Genomic DNA, 20,998 nt, shown 5'->3' on the forward strand with positions numbered 1-20,998 from the left:
GCCACGGCTGCTCAGACCGTGACGATCTCGCGCAGCCAGTCGGGCAAGTTCATGGCCTTCTGCTTGGGGAAGTCGACCCAGATCGTGGTCGCGCCGCCCGCCGCGCAGACCGTCTCGGGCGCCTCGGCGCGCGCCATCGTGGCCCAGCTCTCGAAGGTGGTGCGGCCCGGGTCGCTCACGTACATCTTCAGCAGCACGTCGCCCGGGTACTCGATCTGCCGGTAGAAGTTGCAGAAGGCATTGACGATCACCATGCCCTCGCCCTTGGGGTCGGGCTCGAAGCCGATCGAGCGCATCCAGTCGATGCGCGCGGTCTCCATGTAGCGGAAGTAGGTGCCGTTGTTGAGGTGGCCCATGGCGTCCATGTCGCCCCAGCGGATGGGAATGGCGGTCTCGTAGACGAGCTTCTTGTGCTCGGGGATTTCAATCTTCATCGGGTAGCGCCTTGAGAAAACGGGAGGCTCGGGGCCAGGCAGCGCCTCCTTCGGAAGCGCGTTGCACATTGTCCACGCGTCCCCGCGGGGACTGCCGGTCGCGCAGGTGACGCTTACCCTGTGCGCCGCGCGCTCGGGGAGCGTGCAAGCAGCCGCATAAAATGTTGCAAGAACGTACGGCTCTGCGGTGCCGGGCCCACTCCCACCCTATCGACGAGACTTCCCACAAATGACCCACGACGAAATCCTTGCCCAGTTCGGACCCCGCGAAGCCATGGAGTACGACGTCGTCGTCGTCGGCGGCGGCCCCGCCGGACTCTCGACCGCGATCCGCCTCAAGCAACTGGCCGCGCAGAACGACAAGGAGATCTCGGTCGTGGTGCTCGAGAAGGGTTCCGAACCCGGCGCCCACATCCTGTCGGGCGCGATCATGGACCCGCGCGCGCTGTCGGAACTGATCCCCGACTGGAAGGAACGCGGCGCGCCGCTGAACCAGCCGGTGACGGCCGACACCTTCCTGATGCTCAGCGAGAACGGCGCCACCCGCACGCCGAACTTCATGCTGCCGCACAACTTCCACAACGAAGGCAACTACATCGTCAGCCTCGGCAACGTGGTGAAGTGGCTGGCGCAGCAGGCCGAGGAACTGGGCGTGGAGATCTTCCCCGGCTTCCCGGCCGCCGAAGTGCTCTACACCGAGGACGGCAAGGTGCGCGGCGTGGCCACCGGCAACCTCGGCATCGGCAAGGACGGCGAACCGACCGAGAACTTCCAGCTCGGCATGGAACTGCTGGGCAAGTACACCGTGTTCGCCGAAGGCGCGCGCGGCCACCTGGGCCGCCAGCTGATCGCCAAGTACAAGCTCGACGACGGCAAGGACCCGCAGAGCTACGGCATCGGCATCAAGGAGCTGTGGGAGATCGACCCGGCGCGCCACCAGCCCGGCCTGGCGATCCACACGGCCGGCTGGCCGCTGCCCTCGGACGTCTACGGCGGCTCCTTCGTCTACCACGCGGAGAACAACCAGCTGATCATCGGCTACGTGGTCGGCCTCGACTACCAGAACCCGCACCTGAGCCCCTTCGAGGAGTTCCAGCGCTTCAAGACGCACCCCAACATCCGCTGGTACTTCGAAGGCCAGGACAAGGGCCTGAAGGCGCCCAAGCGCCTGAGCTACGGCGCGCGCGCGATCACCGCCGGCGGCCTGCTCTCGCTGCCCAAGACCGTCTTCCCGGGCGGCGCGCTGGTCGGCTGCGAGGCCGGCTACCTCAACGCCAGCCGCATCAAGGGCAGCCATGCCGCGATCAAGACCGGCATGCTCGCGGCCGAGGCCGCCTTCGACGCGGTGACCGCGGGCCGCCAGCACGACGAACTGGCCGCCTACCCGGCCGCCTTCGAGAACAGCTGGCTGCACACCGAGCTCAACAAGGCGCGCAACTTCAAGCAGTGGTTCAAGAAGGGGCTGACCGTGGGCACGGTGATGACCGGCATCGAGCAGTTCGTGCTGCGCGGCCACATCCCCTGGACCATCCACCGCACCGAGGCCGACCATGCGCGGCTCAAGCCCGCGGCCGCCTGCAAGAAGATCAGCTACGCGCGGCCCGACGGCAAGCTCACCTTCGACCGGCTCTCGAGCGTGTTCATCAGCAACACCAACCACGAAGAGAACCAGCCGGCGCACCTGACGCTCAAGGACGCGTCGGTGCCGGTCAAGATCAACCTCGCGCAGTACGCGGGCCCCGAGGCGCGCTACTGCCCGGCCGGGGTCTACGAGTTCGTGCCCGACGAGGCCAACGCGGGCAAGGAGCGGCTGCAGATCAACGCGCAGAACTGCGTGCACTGCAAGACCTGCGACATCAAGGACCCGACGCAGAACATCGTCTGGGTCACGCCCGAAGGCGGCGGCGGTCCCAACTACGTCGGCATGTGAGCACGCGGGTCGGGGCCTTCACTTCCCGACCAGCTGCACCAGCTTCTCGGCCTCGAAGCGCTCGCTGAGCGCCGCGTCGCCGGGCACGCAGCCGGCCGCCTCGGGCTGGCGCGCCGACAGCGTCTCGATGGCCTGCCAGAGCAGCGCGATCTGGTGCTCCTGCCCCGCCGCGCTGTCGATCAGGCCGCGCATGGCCTGCGACAGCGGGTCGTCCTGGGCCGTGAGGCCGTAGGCCGAGAAGCCCGGCGCCGCCTCGCTCACGTCGGCGCTCGCGCCGCGGGTCGACACGATGATGCGCGCCGGGATGCCCACGGCCGTGGCGCCCGCGGGCACCGGCTTGGTCACGACCGCGTTCGAGCCGATCTTGGCGCCGTCGCCCACGGTGAAGCCGCCCAGCACCTTGGCGCCCGCGCCCACCACCACGTCGCGGCCCAGCGTCGGGTGCCGCTTGGTGCCCTTGTAGAGCGAGGTGCCGCCCAGGGTCACGCCCTGGTAGATGGTGCAGCCGTCGCCGATCTCGGCGGTCTCGCCCACCACCACGCCCATCGCGTGGTCGAAGAACACACGCTCGCCCAGCTTGGCGCCCGGATGGATCTCGATGCCCGTGACCCAGCGCGAGAACTGCGACACGCAGCGCCCGATCCACCGCAGGCCATGGGTCCAGCACCAGTGCGCGACGCGGTGCAGCACCACGGCATGCAAGCCGGGGTACAGGGTAAGCACTTCCCAGCGCGTGCGCGCGGCCGGGTCGCGGTCGAGGATGCACTGGATGTCGGAACGCAGGCGCGAAAGCATGGGTGTGTGGGCGAGATGAAAGCGGCGGGAGTCTAAGCCGCGCCGTCCTTGCGCGATGCGGGCGGGCTCTTGGCGTCGGCCATGGCCTTGGCGATGCCGCGCAGGATGTGGATCTCCTCGGGCGTGGGCTGGGCGCGGTTGAACAACTGCTGCAGCCGCGGCATGAGCTTCTTGGGCGCCTCGGGGTCGAGGAAGCCGATCTGCACCAGCGAGCGTTCCCAATGGTCGAGCATGCCGGCCACGGCCTTGGCGTCGGCCGCCTGCGGGGGCACGACCGACTCGGTGACCGGAAATCCGCCCAGCGCCAGCCGCCACTCGTAGGCGATCAGCTGGATCGCGGCGCCGAGGTTGAGCGAGCCGAATTTCGGATCGGCCGGGATGCTCAGCGCGACATTGCAGCGGTAGACGTCCTCGTTGCGCATGCCGAAGCGCTCGGAGCCGAACAGGAAGCCCACATGCTGCGGCGGCTCGGCCTTGGCCAGCGGTTCGAGGTGCTCGCGCGGCGTGCGCGTGGGCGGTCCGAAGTCGCGCGGGATCATGGCGGTGGCGCACAGGTGGGTCACGCCGTCGAGCGCCTCGTCGAGCGTGTCGACGATGCGCGCGTTGGCCAGCACGTCGAGCGCGCCGCTGGCCCGCTGGATGGTCTCTTCGCGGCGCAGCACGTTGGCCCAGCGCGGCGCGACCAGCACGAGGTCGTCGAAGCCCATGGTCTTCATGGCGCGCGCGGCGGCGCCCACGTTGCCGGCATGGCTGGTCTGGATCAGGATGAAACGGGTGCGCATGAAAAAAACGAGCGGGAAGGCGTGCGGGAAGGGCCCCGATTAGAACGGAAGCGCCGGTGCTTGCGCCCGCGTGAGGGCCCGCAAAGCCCGAAAAATGCACCGGATCGCGCCGGACCTGTAAAATCGCGGCCTTCCTGCGTCCCGCATCGCCCGGACGCCTCTTCAGGGCCCCTGCCCCCGCCGCTCTTCCACAATCCATGTCGTCGCCCAATCTCCATCCCATGCTCAACGTGGCCGTCAAGGCCGCACGCGCCGCCGGTGCCATCATCAACCGCGCCGCGCTCGACGTCGAAGCCGTTCGCATCTCGCAGAAGCAGGTCAACGACTTCGTGACGGAGGTGGATCACGCCGCCGAGAAGGTCATCATCGAGACCCTGCTCGCCGCGTACCCGGGCCACGGCATCCTCGCGGAAGAGTCGGGCAGCGAATACGGCGCCAAGGATTCGGACTTCGTCTGGATCATCGATCCGCTCGACGGCACCACCAACTTCATCCACGGCTTCCCGGTCTACTGCGTGTCGATCGCGCTGGCGGTCAAGGGCAAGGTCGAGCAGGCGGTGGTCTACGACCCGAGCCGCAACGACCTGTTCACCGCCACCAAGGGCCGCGGCGCCTACATGAACGACCGGCGCATCCGTGTGAGCAAGCGCGTCAAGCTCAGCGACTGCCTGATCTCGACCGGCTTCCCCTTCCGCACCGGCGACAACTTCAAGCAGTACCTGGCCATCATGGCCGACCTGATGCCCAAGATGGCCGGCCTGCGCCGCCCGGGCGCCGCGGCGCTGGACCTGGCCTACGTGGCGGCCGGCTTCACCGACGGCTTCTTCGAAACCGGCCTCAACCCCTGGGACGTGGCCGCGGGCTCGCTGCTCGTGACCGAGGCCGGCGGGCTGGTCGGCAATTTCACCGGCGAGCCCGAGTTCCTCGAGCAGCGCGAATGCCTGGCCGGCGCCCCGCGCATCTACGGCCAGCTGGTGCCGATGCTCGCCAAGTACTCGAAGTTCGCGGGCGTCGACGACAAGATGCGCGCCAGCGACCGCATGCGCCAGGTCGCGGCCAACGCCAACCCCGAAGCCGACACCTCGGCCGACCTGTACGCCCGCACCACCACCTCGGGCCTCGAGGCCGATACCGCCGAGGGCGCCGACGAGACGCCCGCGGCCCCGGCCACACCGTCGCCGCGCAAGCTCACGCGCATCCGGCGTGACGCCCCCACGCCGCCCGCAGAGGGCGACCCCGCCGCCCGCTGATGCAGGCGCCGCGCGCCGCCGTCCTGCGCACCCGCGCCGCGCTGCGGGTCGGCCTCAGCCACTACATCGCGAACGGCCTTTCGGTCGCCTTCGGGCTGTTCCTGATCTCGGCCGGCGTGCATTTCTGGCTGGGCGCGCTGGCCTCGGCGGCCGCGTCGGTCGGCGTGATCGTTACCGCGCCGCCCGACCTGCCCGGCCCGCGCCGCGGCAAGTTCCTGCAGATGCTGCCGGCCCCGCTGATCGGCCTGCCGCTGTTCTTCGCGGTGCAGATGCTGCACGGCGCGCCGATCCGGCTCGGCCTGCTGATGGTGCCGGCCACCTTCTTCGCCTTCACCGCCATGGCCTGGGGCAAGCGCGGCATCCCGATCGCGATCGCGGTGATGTTCTCGATGATCTTCTCGATGGCCACCCACAAGCCGGAGAACCTCGACGAGGCGATCTACCGCACCCTGATCTTCGGCCTCGGCGCCGGGCTCTACGTGATCTACGCGACGCTGGCCAACCTCGCGCTCAACGGCCGCTACCGCGTGCAGGCCATGGCCGACGTGCTGCTGTCGCTGTCCGCGCTGATGCGCACCGAGGCCAGCCAGTTCAGCTCGCGCGAGGAGTCGGGCGACGTGCGCGAGGTGCCCGCCCCCCTGCTGGGCCGGCTGCTGCGCGAGCAGGCCGCGCTGGCCGACCAGCTGCAGGCCACGCGCGACATCGTACTCGAGTCGCCGCGCACGCCGCAGCGCCAGCGGCTCGCGGGCATGCTGGTGATCGTGCTCGAGATGCGCGACCACCTGCTGGCCAGCGAACTCGACCTCGAGGCCCTGCAGGCCAATCCCTCGCACGCGCCCGCCCTGACCGAGATGCGCCGCGTGCTCGAGGCGCTGGCCGACGACACCGCGGCACTGGCCGATGCGCTGCTGCTGGGCCGTCGCCCCGAGGCGGTGGCCAACCGCCGGGCGCAGCTGATCGCGGTGCGCCCGCCCGAAGACGACAGGCCCGCCAGCGCCGCGGCCGGCCCCTCCGCCGCCATGCTGGCGCGCGGCCTGGCCAGCCGCATCGGCCACATCAACGACGAGGTGCTGCGGCTCCACGCCATGGCACGCGGCGAGGTGGCGCCCGACTTGGCGGTGGTGCGCGCCAACTGGCACATGTTCGTCAGCCCGACGGTCGTGGCGCCCCTTCCTCACGCTGTGGCGCTGGGACGCGCCGCCGCTGCGCCATGCGATCCGGGCCTCGCTCGCCATCGCCGCGGGCTACGGCGTCGCGCTGCTGCTGCCCTGGGGTTCGCACGACTACTGGATCCTGCTGACCATCGTGGTGGTGCTGCGCGGCAGCCTGTCGCAGACGCTGGAACGGCGCAACGCGCGGGTCGCCGGCACGCTGCTGGGCTGCGTGCTGGCGGTCGGCCTGCTGTCGGCCCATCCCTCGGCCCTCGCGCTGCTGGCGGCGACCGTGGTGGCACAGGCGGTGGCGCACGGCTTCGCGGTGCGGCGCTACCTGATCACCGCGGTCGCGGCCACGGTGCTCGGGCTGGTGCAGGCGCACCTGCTCAACACCGGCGCGGCCCCGACCTTCGCGCTCTTCGAGCGCATCGCCGACACCCTGATCGGGGCCGCGCTGGCCTGGGCCTTCTGCTACGTGCTGCCCTCGTGGGAGCGCAGCCAGATCCCGGCGCTGGTGGCGCGCACGCTGCGCGCGCAGGCCCTGCACGCACGGCTGGCGCTGGGCCTGGGCCAGCTGCAGGCGGTCGACAGCAGCCCCGAGCTCGAATGGCGGCTGGCGCGCAAGGAGGCCTTCGACAGCCTCTCGGCGCTGGTGCAGGCCACGCAGCGCTCGCTGTCGGAGCCGCGCGCGGTGCGCCCGCCGATCGTGCCGCTGGAACAGCTGCAGGCCCACAGCTACCAGCTGCTGGCCCAGCTGAGCGCGGTCAAGTCGATGCTGGTACTGCGCCGCGACCGGCTCACGCCCGCCGACATCGAAGGGCCGCTGCAGCGCACCGCCGCGCGCATCGAGGCGGCCATCGGCAGCACGCCCATCGCCGGCAGCGACCTGCCCTCGGGCGCGCCGGCCACCGCGCTGGCCGGCCCGATCCCGCTGCCCGACCCCTTCGACAACGACATCAGCCCCTGGCTGCTGCGCCGGCTCGACCTGGCCACAGGCATCTCGGTGCAGCTGCGCGACGACGCGGCACGCATCCTGCAATCCCTTTCCGACGATTCTCCAACCCCCTCCACACAAGGAACCCCTGAACGATGACCCAAGACATGCTGCTCGGCCACCCCTGGTTCGCTCCCCTCCTGTCCGCCCTGATCGCCGTCTTTCTCGCGCTGCTCGTGCACCGCGTGGCCTCGGCGGTGCTTCAGAGGGTGACGCGCCACACGCCGGTGCTGCATGCGCTTCTGGTCAACATCAAGCCCGCGGCCCGCCTGGTGCTGCCGCTGCTCGCCCTGCAGATGGTCTGGCAGGCCGCGCCCGACGAACTGCGCTTCATCGCGGGCGTGCGGCACCTCAACGGGCTGCTGCTGATCGCCGCGGCCGCCTGGCTCGCGATCCGCGCGGTCAACGGCTTCGCCGACGGCCTGATCGCCAAGCACCCCTACGACGCGGCCGACAACCTGCAGGCGCGGCGCGTGCTCACGCAGACGCGCGTGCTGGCGCGCACCGCCAACAGCATGCTGCTGGTGGCCGGCGGCGCGATGATGCTCATGACCTTCCCCGGCGCGCGCCAGGTCGGTGCCAGCCTGCTGGCCTCGGCCGGCGTGATCGGTATCGTGGCCGGCCTGGCCGCCAAGCCGGTGTTCAGCAACCTGATCGCGGGCCTGCAGATCGCGCTGGCCCAGCCGATCCGCATCGACGACGTGCTGGTGGTCGAGGGCGAGTGGGGCCGCGTGGAAGAGATCACCGGCACCTTCGTCGTGCTCAAGATCTGGGACGACCGCCGGCTGATCCTGCCGCTGAGCTACTTCATCGAGAAGCCCTTCCAGAACTGGACCCGGCACAACGCGCAGCTGCTGGGCACGGTGTTCGTCTATGCCGACTACGGCATGCCGCTCGAACCGCTGCGCGCCGAGGTCGAGCGCCTGGTCAAGGCCGCGCCCGAATGGGACGGACGCTTCTTCAACCTGCGCGTGGTCGACACCACCGAGCGCGCGATGCAGATCCGCGTGCTGTGCACCGCGGCCAACTCGGGCCTGGCCTTCGACCTGCGCTGCACGGTGCGCGAGGGGCTGATCGCCTTCATGCAGCGCGAGTACCCGCAGTTCCTGCCGCGCCTGCGCGTGGAGGACGGCGATGCGCCCAAGGCGGCCGGCGCCGCGGCGCTGCCGCTGCAGACGGGCTGAGGCCGGAGGCCCGCTCCCGATGGCCGCGCTCGGCGCCTTGTGGCGGCGGCACCCCGTGTTCAGCGCGCTGGGCTGCGGCGTGCTGGTCACGGGCGTGATGCTCGCGCTGCTGTCGCTCACCCTGTGGCGCGAGCGTTCGGACACGCTGGCGCATGCGCGGCAGCAGGCCGACAACCTCGCGCTCATCGCCCAGCGCGACATCGAGCGCAACTTCGAGCTCTACGAGCTGTCGCTCCAGGCCATCGCCGAGAACTGGGGCCGCCCCGACATCATGTCGATGCCCGAGCGCCTGCGAAACCAGGTCCTCTTCGACCGCGCGCTGGATGCGCGCCACATCGCCTCGGGCGCGGTGATCGATGCCAGCGGCCGGATCGCCGCCAACCTCAAGAACGCCCGCATCGTGGGCCAGGACGTCGGCGACCGCGCCTACTTCCGCGTCCATCTGGACGCCGCCGACCCGGGCGTGAAGATCAGCGGCCCCTTCGCGTCGAGGGCCGTGGCCGACATGACGAACATCGCGCTCTCGCGCCGCATCTCGAACGCCGACGGCTCCTTCGCGGGCGTGGCGGTGCTCTACCTCAACGTGGACTACTTCACCGAACTGCTCCAGGGCCTGGACATCGGCGCCCACGGAATGACCACCGTCTTCGGGCCCGAAGGCACGGTCATCACGAGCCTGCCCGCGGCCGATGCCGGCCACCCGTCGATGTACCGCCGCATCCAGGCGGCCTACGGCGGCAGCCTGCTGAGCGAGGATGCGAGCGACCGGCGCGCGCGGCTGCTGGTCTTCCGCACCGTCGCCGACACCGGCGTGAAGGTCCTGCTCGCGCCGGCCCTCGACGACATCTACGCACCGTGGCGCCGGAGGTCCGGCCCGGTGCTCGCGGCGATGCTCGTCTTCGGCCTCGGCCTGATCGGGCTGTCGGGCTTCCTGGGCCGGGAGTTGCAGGCGCGCGCGCGCATGGAGCGGCACCTCGCCGTGCTCGCCAACACGGACGGCCTGACCGGCCTCGCGAACCGCCGCGCGCTGGAAAGCATGCTCGAACTGGAGGCCCGGCGCGCGGAGCGCGAAGGCAGCGAACTGTGCGTGCTGTTCGCCGACGTGGACCATTTCAAGAAGTTCAACGACTCCCAGGGACATCCCGAAGGCGACCGCGTGCTGGCCGAGGTGGGCCGCACCATGGCGCACAGCGCCCTGGCCTTCCGCGGCCTGGTGGGCCGCTACGGCGGCGAGGAGTTCATGGTGCTGGTGCGCCAGTCGGTCGACGGCGCCGCGCTGGCGCTCGCCGGGGAGATCCAGCGCGCCGTCGAGGCGCTCGGCATCCCGCATCCCGCGAGCACCCATGGCGTCGTCACCGTCTCCATCGGCATCGCGGCCATGGGGCAGGTCCATCCCCGCACCCCCTCCTCGCTCGTGGAGGCGGCGGACGCCGCGCTCTACCGGGCCAAGGACCGCGGCCGCAACCGCATCCACCCCTTCGAGGCCCAGGCACCGGCCTGACGCGCCCGGCGCACGGCGCCAATGCACTTTCCCGCTGCCGTCCCGTCAAGGACCTGCCGTGCGTGTGGGTTTGACTTCGACTCTATTTAGATATATCGTTATCAAATTAGATAGAACGAAAGAACCCCATGCGCCATCCCCACGCCCACCCACACCACGGCCACCCCCACGCCCGCATGGCCCGCGGCGAACACGAGGACGGCCTCGGCGGCGGTCGCGGTCCCCGCGGCGGTGGCGGCCGCATCTTCGGCCACGGCGGCCTGCGCTTCGTGCTGCTGCAGCTGATCGCCGACAAGCCCAGCCACGGCTACGAACTGATCAAGTCCATCGAGGACCGGCTTGGCGGCGCCTACAGCCCCAGCCCGGGCACGGTCTACCCCACGCTCACCCTGATGGAAGAACTGGGCTACCTCACGGTCGAGGAAGCCGATGCCGGCGGCCGCAAGCGCTACCGCATCACCGACACCGGCCAGGCTTTCCTGGCCGAGAACCGCGCCACCGCCGACGCCATGCTGGCGCGGATGAACGGTGGCGTCGATGGCGCCGGCCCGCGGGCCGGCCGGCCGCCGCAGGTCATGCGGGCCATCGAGAACCTCAAGCTAGCCATGCGAATGCGACTCGCGCGTGAAGCGCTGACGCCGGCGCAAGCCAATGCCTTCGCCGCGGTGCTCGACCACGCCGCACAACAGCTGGAACAGATTTGACCCACCCCCGTTGCTTGCCCACTGCGTGTGGCCGCCTCCCCCCTCAATGGGGCCACACCGGCGGCCCGGCAGAGCCGGTTCCGCGGTGCGTCTGACGAAGAACTGTTCGCCTTTCATGGAGTTTTGATTTGAACGACACCACCAACGCCTCTTTCCCCGACCGCACACCGCAACGCGTGCGCCACCCGCTGCGCTTCCGTGAACTCGAAGTGCGCCAGGTCCAGCGCATCACGCCGCACCTGGTGCGGGTCACCGTGGGCGGCGAGGCGCTCGAGGGCTTCACGAGCCCGGGCTTCGACGACCACGTGAAGCTCTTCTTCCCCGACGAGCAGACCGGTGTGCTCGCGCTGCCCACCGCCGGCCCCGAGGGCCCGGTCTGGCCCGAGGGCCGCAAGCCCACGATGCGCGACTACACGCCGCGCCGCTTCGATGCCGCCGCGCGCACGCTGGAGATCGATTTCGCGCTGCACGAAGCCGGACCGGCCACGCGCTGGGCCGAGCGCGCCGCCCCCGGTGACCGCCTCGGCGTGGGCGGCCCGCGCGGCTCCTTCATCGTGCCGATGGCTTTCGACTGGCACCTGCTGATCGGCGACGACACCGCGCTGCCCGCGATCGCGCGCCGCCTGGCCGAGCTGCCGAAGGGTGCGCGCGCCGTCGTGCTGGCCGAGGTCGAGAGCGAGGCCGACCATGTCGACCTGCCCAGCGAAGCCGACGTCGCCATCACCTGGGTGCACCGCGCGGGCGCCGCCCGCGGCACGCCACCGCTGCTGGCGGCGCTGCATGCGGCACGCCTGCCCACCGGCGCCTTCCATGCCTGGATCGGCTGCGAATCGGCGCACGCGAAGCTGCTGCGCGCCCACCTGATCGACGAGTGCCGCGCCAACCCGAAATGGATTCGTGCCTCGGGCTACTGGCGCGACGGCAGCGCCGGCACGCACGACTCGCACGACGAGTAAGAACTCAGTCGGCCTGCGCCAGCGCCCATCCCACGTGCTCGCGCACCAGCGCGCTCGGGTGCTCGGCGCGTGAGGCCAGCGCCTCGGCCGCATCGGCCTCGCCTGCGCGCAGCGCGTTGCCCAGCGCGACCGCGATGTTGCGCAGCCAGCGCTCGTGGCCGATGCGGCGGATCGGACTGCCTTCGGTGTGGCGCAGGAATTCTTCCTCGCTCCACGCGAACAGCGCGCCCAGCGTGCGGCCGGTCAGGCCCTCGCGCGCATCGAAGTCGGGCAGCGTGCTCTTCTTCGCGAACTTGTTCCAGGGGCAGATCAGCTGGCAGTCGTCGCAGCCGTAGATGCGGTTGCCGATCAGCGGCCGCAGCTCGGCCGGGATCGCGCCCGGATGCTCGATGGTCAGGTAGGAGATGCAGCGCCGCGCGTCGAGCCGCTGCGGCGCGACGATGGCCTGGGTGGGGCAGACGTCGATGCAGGCGCTGCAGCTGCCGCAGTGCGGCGTGACCGGCGCGCTCTCGGGCAGCGCCATGTCGACGTAGATCTCGCCCAGGAAGAACATCGAGCCCGCGTCGCGGTCCAGCACCAGCGTGTGCTTGCCGCGCCAGCCCTGGCCGCTGCGCGAGGCCAGTTCGGCTTCGAGCACCGGCGCCGAATCGGTGAAGGCGCGGTGGCCGAAGGGGCCGACCTCTTCGGCGATGCGCGTGGCCAGCGTCGCGAGCCGGTTGCGCAGCACCTTGTGGTAGTCGCGACCCCGCGCATAGACCGACACGATGGCCTCACCCGGCCGCTCGAGCCGCGCGAATTCGACGGCCTGCCAGTCGGCGGGCGTGGCGCGCGGCAGGTAGTTCATGCGCGCGGTGATCACCGACACCGTGCCCGGTACCAGCTCCGCCGGCCGCGCGCGGCGCGTGCCGTGGCTGGCCATGTAATGCATCTCGCCATGGAACCCTTGGGCCAGCCATTGCATCAGACCCGGCTCGGCGCTCGACAGATCGACGCCCGCGACGCCGATTTGGGAGAATCCCAATTCCCGGGCCAAGGCCTGAATACGAAGAACGAGTGGATGGCTGCCGATCACCTGCCGATTGTAGAAACGCCCCAGGCGAACGGGGCCACGCTGACCTGGCGCAGCGAAGCCGACACCGAGGCCTTCGCACGCGCCCTCGCCGCCATGCCCGAGTTGCGCGACGCCTTCCTCGCGCTGCACGGCGACCTGGGGGCCGGCAAGACCACTTTCGTTCGCCATCTGCTGCGTGCGCTCGGCATCGCGGGACGCATCAAGAGCCCGACCTATGCCGTGGTCGAGCCGCACGAAGCGCCCGACGGATTGCTCATCTTCCACTTCGACTTCTACCGCTTCAGCGACCCGCGCGAATGGGAGGACGCGGGCTTTCGCGACATCTTCGCGGGCCCGGGCCTCAAGCTGGCCGAATGGCCCGACAACGCGGCCGGCCGGCTGCCGAGCGCAGACCTCACCCTTAGGATCGACACCATGACCGACGACACCCGCACCGTGAACCTCCGCGCCGGCACGCCGCGCGGCCAGGCCCTGCTGGACGCCGCCGCTGCATGAAGAAGGCACAGAACCCCGACGGCGCACCGCGTCGCACCTTCCTCAAGGCCGGCAGCCTGGTGCTGCTGCTGGGCGTGCAGGAGATCGCGCGCGGCGCCACCATCATGGCGGTGCGCGTGTGGCCCGCCACCGACTACACCCGCGTCACCATCGAATCCGACGGCCGGCTGCAGACCCAGCAGCTGATCGTCGGCAGCCCGCCGCGGCTGGCGGTCGACATCGAAGGCATCGAGCTCAATCCCGCGCTGCGCGACCTGGTCGGCCAGATCAAGCCGGGCGACCCGTACATCAACGGCCTGCGCGTGGGCCAGTACGCGCCGAACGTGGTGCGCATCGTGTTCGACCTCAAGCAGCCGGTGCAGCCGCAGGTGTTCTCGCTCGCGCCCATCGCGGCCTACCGGCACCGGCTGGTGCTCGACCTCTATCCGGAGCAGCCGGTCGACCCGATGGAGGCGCTGATCGCCGACCGGCTGCGCGATGCGCCGCGCGTGGGCGGCAATGGCAGTGCCGTCGCGGCCGCGCCGCCGCCCGCGACGGACCCGCTGGGCGACCTGATGGCGCAGCACGCCACGCGGCCCTCGCCTTCGCCCTCGCCCGCGGCCGCACCGCCGGTGATCGCCGCCGCGCCCGCCAGGCCACCGGCCGCGCCGGTGCCGCCGCCCGTGGCGCCGCCGCCGCCACCGCCGCCGCGCGTGGCCGCCACCGCGAGCCGCACCGACCGCATCATCATCGTGGCGCTCGACCCCGGCCACGGCGGCGAGGACCCCGGCGCCATCGGCCCTAACGGCACGCGCGAAAAGGACATCGTGCTGCAGGTCGCGCACCGGCTGCGCGACCGCATCAACGCGGGCAACGTCAACGGCAGCCCGATGCGGGCCTTCCTCACGCGCGACGCCGACTTCTTCGTGCCGCTGGGCACGCGCGTGCAGAAGGCGCGGCGCGTGCAGGCCGACCTGTTCGTGAGCATCCATGCCGACGCCTTCACCACGCCGGCCGCGCGCGGCGCCAGCGTGTTCGCGCTGAGCCAGTCGGGCGCCTCGAGCAGCGCGGCGCGCTGGCTCGCGAACAAGGAGAACCAGGCCGACAAGGTGGGCGGGCTCAACGTGGGTGCGCACGAGGTGCAGGTGCAGCGCGCGCTGCTCGACATGAGCACCACCGCGCAAATCAACGACAGCCTCAAGCTGGGCAGTGCGATGCTGGGCGAGATCCGCAACATCGGCGCGCGGCTGCACAAGCCGCAGGTCGAGCAGGCCGGCTTCGCGGTGCTCAAGGCACCCGACATCCCCAGCGTGCTGGTCGAGACCGCCTTCATCAGCAACCCGGAAGAAGAAGCCAACCTGCGCAGCACCAAGTACCAGGAGGACCTGGCCGATGCGCTGATGCGCGGCATCCAGCGCTACTTCGCGCAGAACCCGCCGCTGGCACGCAGCCGGCAGCTGTAGGACCCGCGGGGCCCTGCCCCCGCCGTGTCTCGCAAGGATGCCGCGCCCACTCGCGCAGGGGGGCGCGGCCTGCGCCTACAACGAAGTGCAGCGCGATCCAGAGAATGGACGCATCACTCCTTGAAAGGTGCACACCATGAAGACACGTCTCTGGACCACGGCGGCCGTCGCCGCCACCGTCATGACTCTGGCCGGCTGCGCCGGCAACGGACCCAACCAGAACCTCGGCGTCGCGGGCGGCGCGGTCGGCGGTGCCTTGCTGGGCAACGCGATCGGCGGCAGCACGGCGGCCACGGTCGGCGGTGCAGCCATCGGCGGCCTGGTCGGCAACGAAGTGGGCCGCAATGCGGACCAGCGCAATCAGCAGCGCTACTATCCCAACAACGGGCCCCGGTATTGACTCTCCCCCGAGGCGTCGCGCACTTCGTTTCGCTTAGCCTTCCCCCTTCCGGGGGCGATACCAGCGGCCCGGCAAAGCCGGTTCCGCGGAGTACTTGATTCCCCCCCGAGGCGTCGCGCACTTCGTGTCGCTTAGCCCTCCCCCTTCCGGGGGCGATACCGGCGGCCCGGCAGAGCCGGTTCCGCGGTATCCCTGGAACAGTCGAAAGCGCGCCTTGGCGCGCTTTCTCCGTTAGGGGGGTCAGCCGATGCTTTGGGCTCTTGCCTTTTCGGCCCGTCCGGCGCGCCAGGCGCCGAAGATGGCGATCAGGCCGGGGATCAGGATCAGGCCCCAGATGATCTTTTCGAGGTGCTCGCGTACCAGCGGCAGGTTGCCGAAGAAATAGCCGGCGGTGGCGATGCCCAGCACCCAGATCAGCGCGCCCACCACGTTGAAGAGCGTGAACTTGCCGCGCTTCATGGCCGCCACGCCCGCCACGAAGGGGGCGAACGTGCGGATGAAGGGCATGAAGCGCGCGAGGATGATGGTCACACCGCCGTAGCGTTCGTAGAAGCCATGGGCCTGGTCGAAGGCCTTCTTGTTGAAGAAGCGTGAGTCCTCCCACTGGAAGACCTTGGGCCCGAAGTAGCGGCCGATGGTGAAGTTGCACTGGTCGCCCAGGATCGCGGCCGCGATCAGGATCACGCAGGCGATCGGGAAGCTCATCAGGCCGATGCCGCACAGCGCGCCCACGATGAACAGCAGCGAGTCGCCGGGCAGGAAAGGCATCACCACGACGCCGGTCTCCACGAACACGATGGCGAAGAGCAGCGCATAGACCCACGGCCCGTAGGCGATCACGAAAGCCTCCAGGTGTTTGTCGATGTGAAGAATGAAGTCGACGAGAAAGCTGATGATTTCCATGGGCGCGGATTATCCTTGTTGAACCCGAACGCTCCGTGAATCCCCCCATGCTGCACATCCGCGCCGCCACCGAGGCGGACTGGCCCGCTCTCTGGGCCGTCCTCGAACCGACCTTCCGCCGCGGCGACACCTACACCTACCCGCCCGACATCACGGAAGAACAGGCGCGCCAGTCCTGGATGACCGTGCCCACCGCGATCTTCGTGGCCTGCGACGACCAGGGCACGGTGCTCGGCACCTACGCGATCCGGCCCAACCAGCCCGGCCAGGGCGCGCACGTGGGCAACTGCGGCTACGTCGTGTCCGACACCGCGCGCGGCCTGGGCGTGGCCTCGGCCCTGTGCGAACACTCGCAGCAGGAGGCGCTGCGCATGGGCTTCTGCGCGCTGCAGTTCAATTTCGTGGTGTCGACCAACGAGGGCGCGGTGCGGCTCTGGCGCAAGATGGGCTTCGCCATCGTCGGCACCTTGCCCGGCGCGTTCAGGCATCCGACGCTGGGCTTCGTCGATGCCTACGTCATGTTCAAGCAGCTGAAGCAACCCGAATAAGAAACCACCCCACCCGGAGACACGCACGATGACAGGCACCTACATCCAGATGAACGCCGCCGACGGCAGCGGCAGCTTTCGCGGCTACCTCGCACTGCCCGAAGGCGGCACCGGCCCGGGCCTGGTGATCGCCCAGGAGATCTTCGGCATCAACCACACGATGCGCGAGGTGGCCGACTACTACGCCGAGGAAGGCTATGTGGTGCTGGTGCCCGACCTGTTCTGGCGCCAGGAGCCGAACGTCGAACTCGGCTACAGCGAGGCCGACTGGCAGCGCGCCTTCGCGCTCTACGGCGGTTTCGACGAAGCCAAGGGCATGCAGGACATGCAGACCGCCATCGACGCATTGCGCGCCCGCAGCGAAGTGACCGACAAGAAGGTCGGCGTGCTGGGCTTCTGCCTGGGCGGCAAGCTGGCCTACCTCGCGGCCTGCCGCACCGATGCCGATGCGGTGGTCGGCTACTACGGCGTGGGCATCGACGCCGCGCTCGACGAGGCCGACAAGATCCGCTGCCCGCTGACGCTGCACATCGCCGAGCGAGACGGCTTCTGCCCGCCCGAGGCGCGTGACCGCATCGTCGCCACGCTCAAGGGCCGGCCGGGTGTGTCGCTGTACGTCTACCCCGGCATGGACCACGCCTTCGCGCGTGCCGGCGGCGAGCATTTCCACAAGCCCTCGGCGCTGATGGCGCACGAGCGCAGCATCGCCACGCTCAAGGGCGCGATCGGCCCGCACTACGACCTGTCGGCGCTGTGGGACAAGCACTGCGAGTACGAGTTCGGCACCCGCAACGTCGACGACACCATGTCGACCATGGTGCCCGAGCCCTACGTCAACCACATCCCGACCATGACCGGCGGCGTGGGCTACCGGGCGCTGCACGCCTTCTACACGAACCACTTCGTCAACAGCAACCCGCCCGACACCACGCTGACCTCGATCTCGCGCACCGTCGGCGCCACGCAGGTGGTCGACGAGCTGCTGTTCTGCTTCACCCACACCACCGAGATCCCGTGGATGCTGCCGGGCGTCGCGCCGACCGGCAGGCGCGTCGAGGTGCCGCTGCTCGCCGTGATCAAGTTCCGCGGCAACAAGCTCTACCACGAGCACATCTACTGGGACCAGGCCAGCGTGCTGGTGCAGGTCGGCCTGCTCGACCCGAAGCTGCTGCCGGTCGCGGGCATCGAGACCGCGCGCAAGCTGCTGGACGAGAAGCTGCCCTCGAACACGCTGCTCGCGTGAACACCGGCGGATGAAGAAGATCGACCCGCGGCTGCTGCAGGCCTTCGTGGCGGTCGCGCGCGAGGGCTCGGTGTCGCGCGGGGCGCAGCGCCTGTTTCTCACGCAGCCGGCGGTGAGCCTGCAGCTGAAGGAACTGGGCGCGCTGGTCGGGCTGGAACTGTTCCAGCGCACGCCCACCGGCCTGCTGCTGACGCGCGACGGCGCGGCGCTGCTCCAGCACGCCGAGCATGCGCTCGAAGGGCTCAGCGACTTCGTGCTGGCGGCGGAACGCATGAAGGGCGGCGTGCGCGGATCGCTGCGCATCGGCACCATCCTCGACCCCGAGTTCACGCGCCTCAGCGTGCTGCTCGCGGAACTGGTGGCGCTGGCGCCCGAGCTCGAGACCGAACTGCACCACGGCACCAGCGGCGAGGTGCTGGCCAGGCTGCTGAACAAGGAGCTGGACATCGGCTTCTACCTGGGCGACCCGAACGCGAGCGACCTGCCGCAGGCCAGCTCGGCCTTGCGCCGCGACGAAGGCAAGACCTTCCACTCGCAGGTGCTGAGCCCCTTCTCCTACCAGGTGATCGCCCCGCCGGGCTGGGCGCCGCAGGTCATGGGCCGCGACTGGCCCGACCTGGGCCGCCTGCCCTGGGTGCTGGCCCCGGCCAGCTCCTCGCACTCGCGCCTGCTGGCGCCGGTGCTGCAGGCGCACGGCCTGGTGCTGAAGAAGGCCGCGCAGGCCGACCAGGAGTCGTCGATGCTCGCGCTGGTGCGCGCGGGCGTGGGCATCTCGCTGGCGCGCGATGCGGTGGCCTTGCGCGCCAGCCAGCACGACGGCGTGGTGATCGCCGACCGGGTCGGCATCGACAGCGACCTGCGCTTCGTCTGCCTGGCCGCATCGCTCAGGCGCCCGGAAGTCGACTGCGCGATGCAGGCCCTGTCGCGCGCCTGGCGGCTCGCGCGCTAGGCCTTGGGCAGAATGCCGCCGGTGCCCTCGCGCACCGCCATGCGCTCGCGCGGCACGGCACGCGTCGCCGCCACCACCACCGTGCGCCAGCCCCTGGGCATCAGCGCCAGCATCAGGGCCGCCAGCAGCGCCGCGCTGCCCAGCGCGTAGAGCCCGGCGGCGGAACCGCCGTGGTGCTGCTCGACATAGGTGCGCAGGCTGGGCGCCACGAAGCCGCCCAGGTTGCCGATCGAATTCACCAGCGCGATGCCGGTGGCGATGCCCAGCCCCGACAGGCGCTCCGACAGGAAGGCGTAGAAGATCGGCGTGCCCGAGAGGTAGGTCGAGGCACCGATCGACAGCGCCGCGATCGCGAAGATCGGCGAGCCGTGCGCCGACAGGCACACGCAGACACCGAAGACCGTGTAGAGGGAGGCCACGGTGACGCGGCGCCGCTCGTGGTGCCGGTCCGACCAGCGCGTGACGAAGAAGACCACGAACAGCGCCAGCAGCCAGGGAATGCTGGTGACCAGGCCCACCGTCAGCCCGATCTTCTGCCCCATGATCTGCGCCACCTGGGTCGGGAGATAGAAGATCAGGCCATAGGCCGCGATCTGCACGATGAAGAAGTTGAGCGCGAAGAACATCACCTTCGGGTTGCGCAGGGTCTGCCGCACCGTCTGCGGGCTGTGGACCGACTTCTTCGCCGCCTCCTCGTCGAGCATCGCCTGCAGCGCGTCCTGCTCGGCCGGCGTGAGCCACTTCGCGTGATGCGGCCGGTCGACGATCACGAAGAAGGCGACGAGGCCGACCACCACCGCCATCACGCCCTCGATCAGGAACATCCACTCCCAGCCCTTGAGGCCGCCGATGCCGTGCATGTCGAGCAGCGCGCCCGAGACCGGCCCGCCGATGACCAGCGCCCCCGCGAAGCCGAACAGCAGGATGCCGTTGGCCTGCGCCCGCACCTTGGCCGGGAACCAGTAGGTCAGCGTGAGCAGCACGCCCGGATAGAAGCCGGCCTCGGCGATGCCCAGCAGGAAGCGCAGGGCGTAGAAGGACATCTCGGTGGTCGCGAACATCATGGCCGAGGCCACGAGGCCCCAGCTCACCATGATCCGGCTGAGCCAGATGCGTGGGCCGACGCGCGAGAGGATCACGTTGCTCGGCACTTCGAAGAGCGCATAGCTCACGAAGAAGATGCCGGCGCCCAGCGCGAAGGCGCTGTCGCTGATGCCGGTGTCGATCTGCAATGCGCTCTTGGCGAAGCCGACGTTGACGCGGTCGAGGATCGACATGATGTACATCACGATCAGCATCGGCAGCAGGCGCCATCGCGCCTTGCCGACGGCCGCGGTGACCAGGGTGCTGTAGGGGCTCATTCTCTTGTCTCCTGTTGTTCTCTTGATCGGGCCCGGGCTCAGCCGCGTGCGACCGCGCCTTCGACCGGGTTCGTCACCGAGCCCAGGCCGTCGATCTCGACCGACACCACGTCGCCCCGCTTGAGGAAGCGCGGCGGCTTGAGGCCCAGCCCGACGCCGGCCGGCGTGCCGGTGAGGATCAGGTCGCCGGGCTCGAGCGTGATGGCGCGCGACAGGTAGGCGACCAGATGAGCCACCGGAAAAATCATCTCGCGCGTGTTCGAGGACTGCACCGCTTCGCCGTTGACCAGGCAGCGGATGCCGAGCGCCTGCACGTCGGCGATCTCGTCGCGCGTGACCAGCGCCGGCGCCAGCGGGCAGAAGCCGTCGAGCGACTTGCCGCGCACCCATTGCGCCTCGCCCAGCTGCACGTCGCGCGCACTCACGTCGTTGGCCGCGACATAGCCGAAGACATGCGACAGCGCATCGGCCTCGCTGACGCCGCGGGCACGGCGGCCGATCACGACACCGAGCTCGGCCTCCCAGTCGACCTGCGCGGTGAAGCCCTCGGGCCAGGTCAGCGCATCGCCGTCGGCGGCGAGCGTGTTGGTGAACTTGGCGAAGATCACCGGCTTCTCGGGGATCGCGAGGCCGGTCTCGATGCAGTGGTCGCGGTAGTTCGCGCCGACGCAGAGGATGTTCCTCGGCGCGAAGGGCAACCCCGGTTTGACACTGGCCAGCGGGACTGCTTCACCCACGTCGCGCCAGGCCGCGCCCGCCACGATGTCCTGCATGCACCGTGCATCGACGAACTGCAGCGCATCGCCCTCTTTCACATAGCCCACGCGCAGGCCGTCCTGCGTGGGAACGCTCATCCATTTCATGTTGACTCCGGTTGGATTGAAGAAATTACGGGGTGCGC

Annotated in this window: 19 protein-coding genes and 1 pseudogene; 13 read left to right on the forward strand and 7 right to left on the reverse strand. The window is 70.0% G+C overall.

Features of this window, described 5'->3' with window-relative positions:
- Positions 1-11: 11 nt before the first annotated feature.
- Positions 12-434, reverse strand: coding sequence for an acyl-CoA thioesterase (locus tag QTI20_RS10415; protein WP_286548064.1), 423 nt, complete (start codon positions 432-434; stop codon positions 12-14).
- Between the two features lie 229 nt (positions 435-663).
- Between QTI20_RS10415 and QTI20_RS10420 the strand changes: the two genes are divergently transcribed.
- A complete protein-coding gene (locus QTI20_RS10420; protein ID WP_286548063.1) occupies positions 664-2,364 on the forward strand; it encodes an electron transfer flavoprotein-ubiquinone oxidoreductase in 1,701 nt (566 codons plus the stop codon).
- 18 nt (positions 2,365-2,382) lie between these two features.
- On the opposite strand, the gene cysE is transcribed toward QTI20_RS10420, so the two are convergent.
- Positions 2,383-3,159 (reverse strand): serine O-acetyltransferase, encoded by a 777-nt coding sequence (cysE, locus tag QTI20_RS10425; RefSeq protein ID WP_286548062.1) that lies wholly within the window; start codon positions 3,157-3,159, stop codon positions 2,383-2,385.
- Between the two features lie 32 nt (positions 3,160-3,191).
- Positions 3,192-3,941, reverse strand: a complete 750-nt coding sequence (locus QTI20_RS10430; protein WP_286548061.1) for an RNA methyltransferase — start codon at positions 3,939-3,941, stop codon at positions 3,192-3,194.
- Positions 3,942-4,138: 197 nt separating this feature from the next.
- Between QTI20_RS10430 and QTI20_RS10435 the strand changes: the two genes are divergently transcribed.
- The 6 genes and pseudogenes from QTI20_RS10435 to QTI20_RS10460 all read left to right on the forward strand — a co-directional run bounded on the left by QTI20_RS10435 (position 4,139) and on the right by QTI20_RS10460 (position 11,684).
- The gene (locus tag QTI20_RS10435; RefSeq protein WP_286548059.1) at positions 4,139-5,191 is read left to right on the forward strand and encodes an inositol monophosphatase family protein; all 1,053 of its coding nucleotides are present in this window, start codon (positions 4,139-4,141) and stop codon (positions 5,189-5,191) included.
- Positions 5,191-7,438, forward strand: a pseudogene (locus tag QTI20_RS10440) (FUSC family protein). The gene QTI20_RS10435 and the pseudogene QTI20_RS10440 overlap by 1 nt, the downstream one beginning before the upstream one ends.
- Positions 7,435-8,523 carry a mechanosensitive ion channel family protein gene (locus QTI20_RS10445; RefSeq protein WP_286548056.1) on the forward strand — a complete coding sequence of 363 codons (1,089 nt, stop codon included), beginning with the start codon at positions 7,435-7,437 and terminating at the stop codon, positions 8,521-8,523. The pseudogene QTI20_RS10440 and the gene QTI20_RS10445 overlap by 4 nt, the downstream one beginning before the upstream one ends.
- A gap of 19 nt (positions 8,524-8,542) precedes the next feature.
- Positions 8,543-10,024 carry a GGDEF domain-containing protein gene (locus QTI20_RS10450; RefSeq protein WP_286548054.1) on the forward strand — a complete coding sequence of 494 codons (1,482 nt, stop codon included), beginning with the start codon at positions 8,543-8,545 and terminating at the stop codon, positions 10,022-10,024.
- Between the two features lie 128 nt (positions 10,025-10,152).
- Positions 10,153-10,728, forward strand: a complete 576-nt coding sequence (locus QTI20_RS10455; protein ID WP_286548053.1) for a PadR family transcriptional regulator — start codon at positions 10,153-10,155, stop codon at positions 10,726-10,728.
- Positions 10,729-10,856: 128 nt separating this feature from the next.
- Complete coding sequence (locus tag QTI20_RS10460; protein ID WP_286548052.1) at positions 10,857-11,684, forward strand: siderophore-interacting protein; 828 nt, start codon at positions 10,857-10,859, stop codon at positions 11,682-11,684.
- A 4-nt stretch (positions 11,685-11,688) separates the two neighbouring features.
- On the opposite strand, the gene queG is transcribed toward QTI20_RS10460, so the two are convergent.
- Positions 11,689-12,756, reverse strand: coding sequence for a tRNA epoxyqueuosine(34) reductase QueG (queG, locus tag QTI20_RS10465; protein ID WP_286548051.1), 1,068 nt, complete (start codon positions 12,754-12,756; stop codon positions 11,689-11,691).
- On the opposite strand from queG, the gene tsaE reads away from it, so the two are divergent.
- The 3 genes from tsaE (at position 12,742) to QTI20_RS10480 (ending at position 15,093) form a co-directional block, all read left to right on the forward strand.
- Positions 12,742-13,251: a tRNA (adenosine(37)-N6)-threonylcarbamoyltransferase complex ATPase subunit type 1 TsaE gene (tsaE, locus tag QTI20_RS10470; protein WP_286548050.1), complete on the forward strand. Its 510-nt coding sequence runs from the start codon at positions 12,742-12,744 to the stop codon at positions 13,249-13,251. The genes queG and tsaE overlap by 15 nt on opposite strands.
- Positions 13,248-14,693, forward strand: a complete 1,446-nt coding sequence (locus QTI20_RS10475) for an N-acetylmuramoyl-L-alanine amidase (protein WP_286548049.1) — start codon at positions 13,248-13,250, stop codon at positions 14,691-14,693. The genes tsaE and QTI20_RS10475 overlap by 4 nt, the downstream gene beginning before the upstream one ends.
- A gap of 136 nt (positions 14,694-14,829) precedes the next feature.
- The gene (locus tag QTI20_RS10480; protein WP_183026536.1) at positions 14,830-15,093 is read left to right on the forward strand and encodes a YMGG-like glycine zipper-containing protein; all 264 of its coding nucleotides are present in this window, start codon (positions 14,830-14,832) and stop codon (positions 15,091-15,093) included.
- Positions 15,094-15,333: 240 nt separating this feature from the next.
- Here the strand turns inward: QTI20_RS10480 and QTI20_RS10485 are convergent, their stop codons facing one another.
- Complete coding sequence (locus tag QTI20_RS10485; RefSeq protein WP_286548047.1) at positions 15,334-15,996, reverse strand: DedA family protein; 663 nt, start codon at positions 15,994-15,996, stop codon at positions 15,334-15,336.
- Between the two features lie 47 nt (positions 15,997-16,043).
- Between QTI20_RS10485 and QTI20_RS10490 the strand changes: the two genes are divergently transcribed.
- The 3 genes from QTI20_RS10490 to QTI20_RS10500 are packed head-to-tail and all read left to right on the forward strand — an operon-like array spanning position 16,044 to position 18,736.
- Positions 16,044-16,544 carry a GNAT family N-acetyltransferase gene (locus tag QTI20_RS10490; protein ID WP_286548045.1) on the forward strand — a complete coding sequence of 167 codons (501 nt, stop codon included), beginning with the start codon at positions 16,044-16,046 and terminating at the stop codon, positions 16,542-16,544.
- Between the two features lie 28 nt (positions 16,545-16,572).
- Complete coding sequence (locus QTI20_RS10495; RefSeq protein WP_286548044.1) at positions 16,573-17,787, forward strand: dienelactone hydrolase family protein; 1,215 nt, start codon at positions 16,573-16,575, stop codon at positions 17,785-17,787.
- A 10-nt stretch (positions 17,788-17,797) separates the two neighbouring features.
- Positions 17,798-18,736 (forward strand): LysR family transcriptional regulator, encoded by a 939-nt coding sequence (locus tag QTI20_RS10500; RefSeq protein ID WP_286548043.1) that lies wholly within the window; start codon positions 17,798-17,800, stop codon positions 18,734-18,736.
- Here the strand turns inward: QTI20_RS10500 and QTI20_RS10505 are convergent.
- Both QTI20_RS10505 and QTI20_RS10510 read right to left on the reverse strand, forming a co-directional pair.
- Positions 18,733-20,097 (reverse strand): MFS transporter, encoded by a 1,365-nt coding sequence (locus QTI20_RS10505; protein WP_286548041.1) that lies wholly within the window; start codon positions 20,095-20,097, stop codon positions 18,733-18,735. The genes QTI20_RS10500 and QTI20_RS10505 overlap by 4 nt on opposite strands.
- Before the next feature lie 38 nt (positions 20,098-20,135).
- Positions 20,136-20,951, reverse strand: coding sequence for a fumarylacetoacetate hydrolase family protein (locus tag QTI20_RS10510; RefSeq protein ID WP_286548039.1), 816 nt, complete (start codon positions 20,949-20,951; stop codon positions 20,136-20,138).
- Between the last annotated feature and the right edge of the window lie 47 nt (positions 20,952-20,998).

This window comes from Variovorax sp. J2P1-31 (assembly GCF_030317215.1).
In the GTDB taxonomy this organism is placed as follows: Bacteria; Pseudomonadota; Gammaproteobacteria; order Burkholderiales; family Burkholderiaceae_C; genus Variovorax.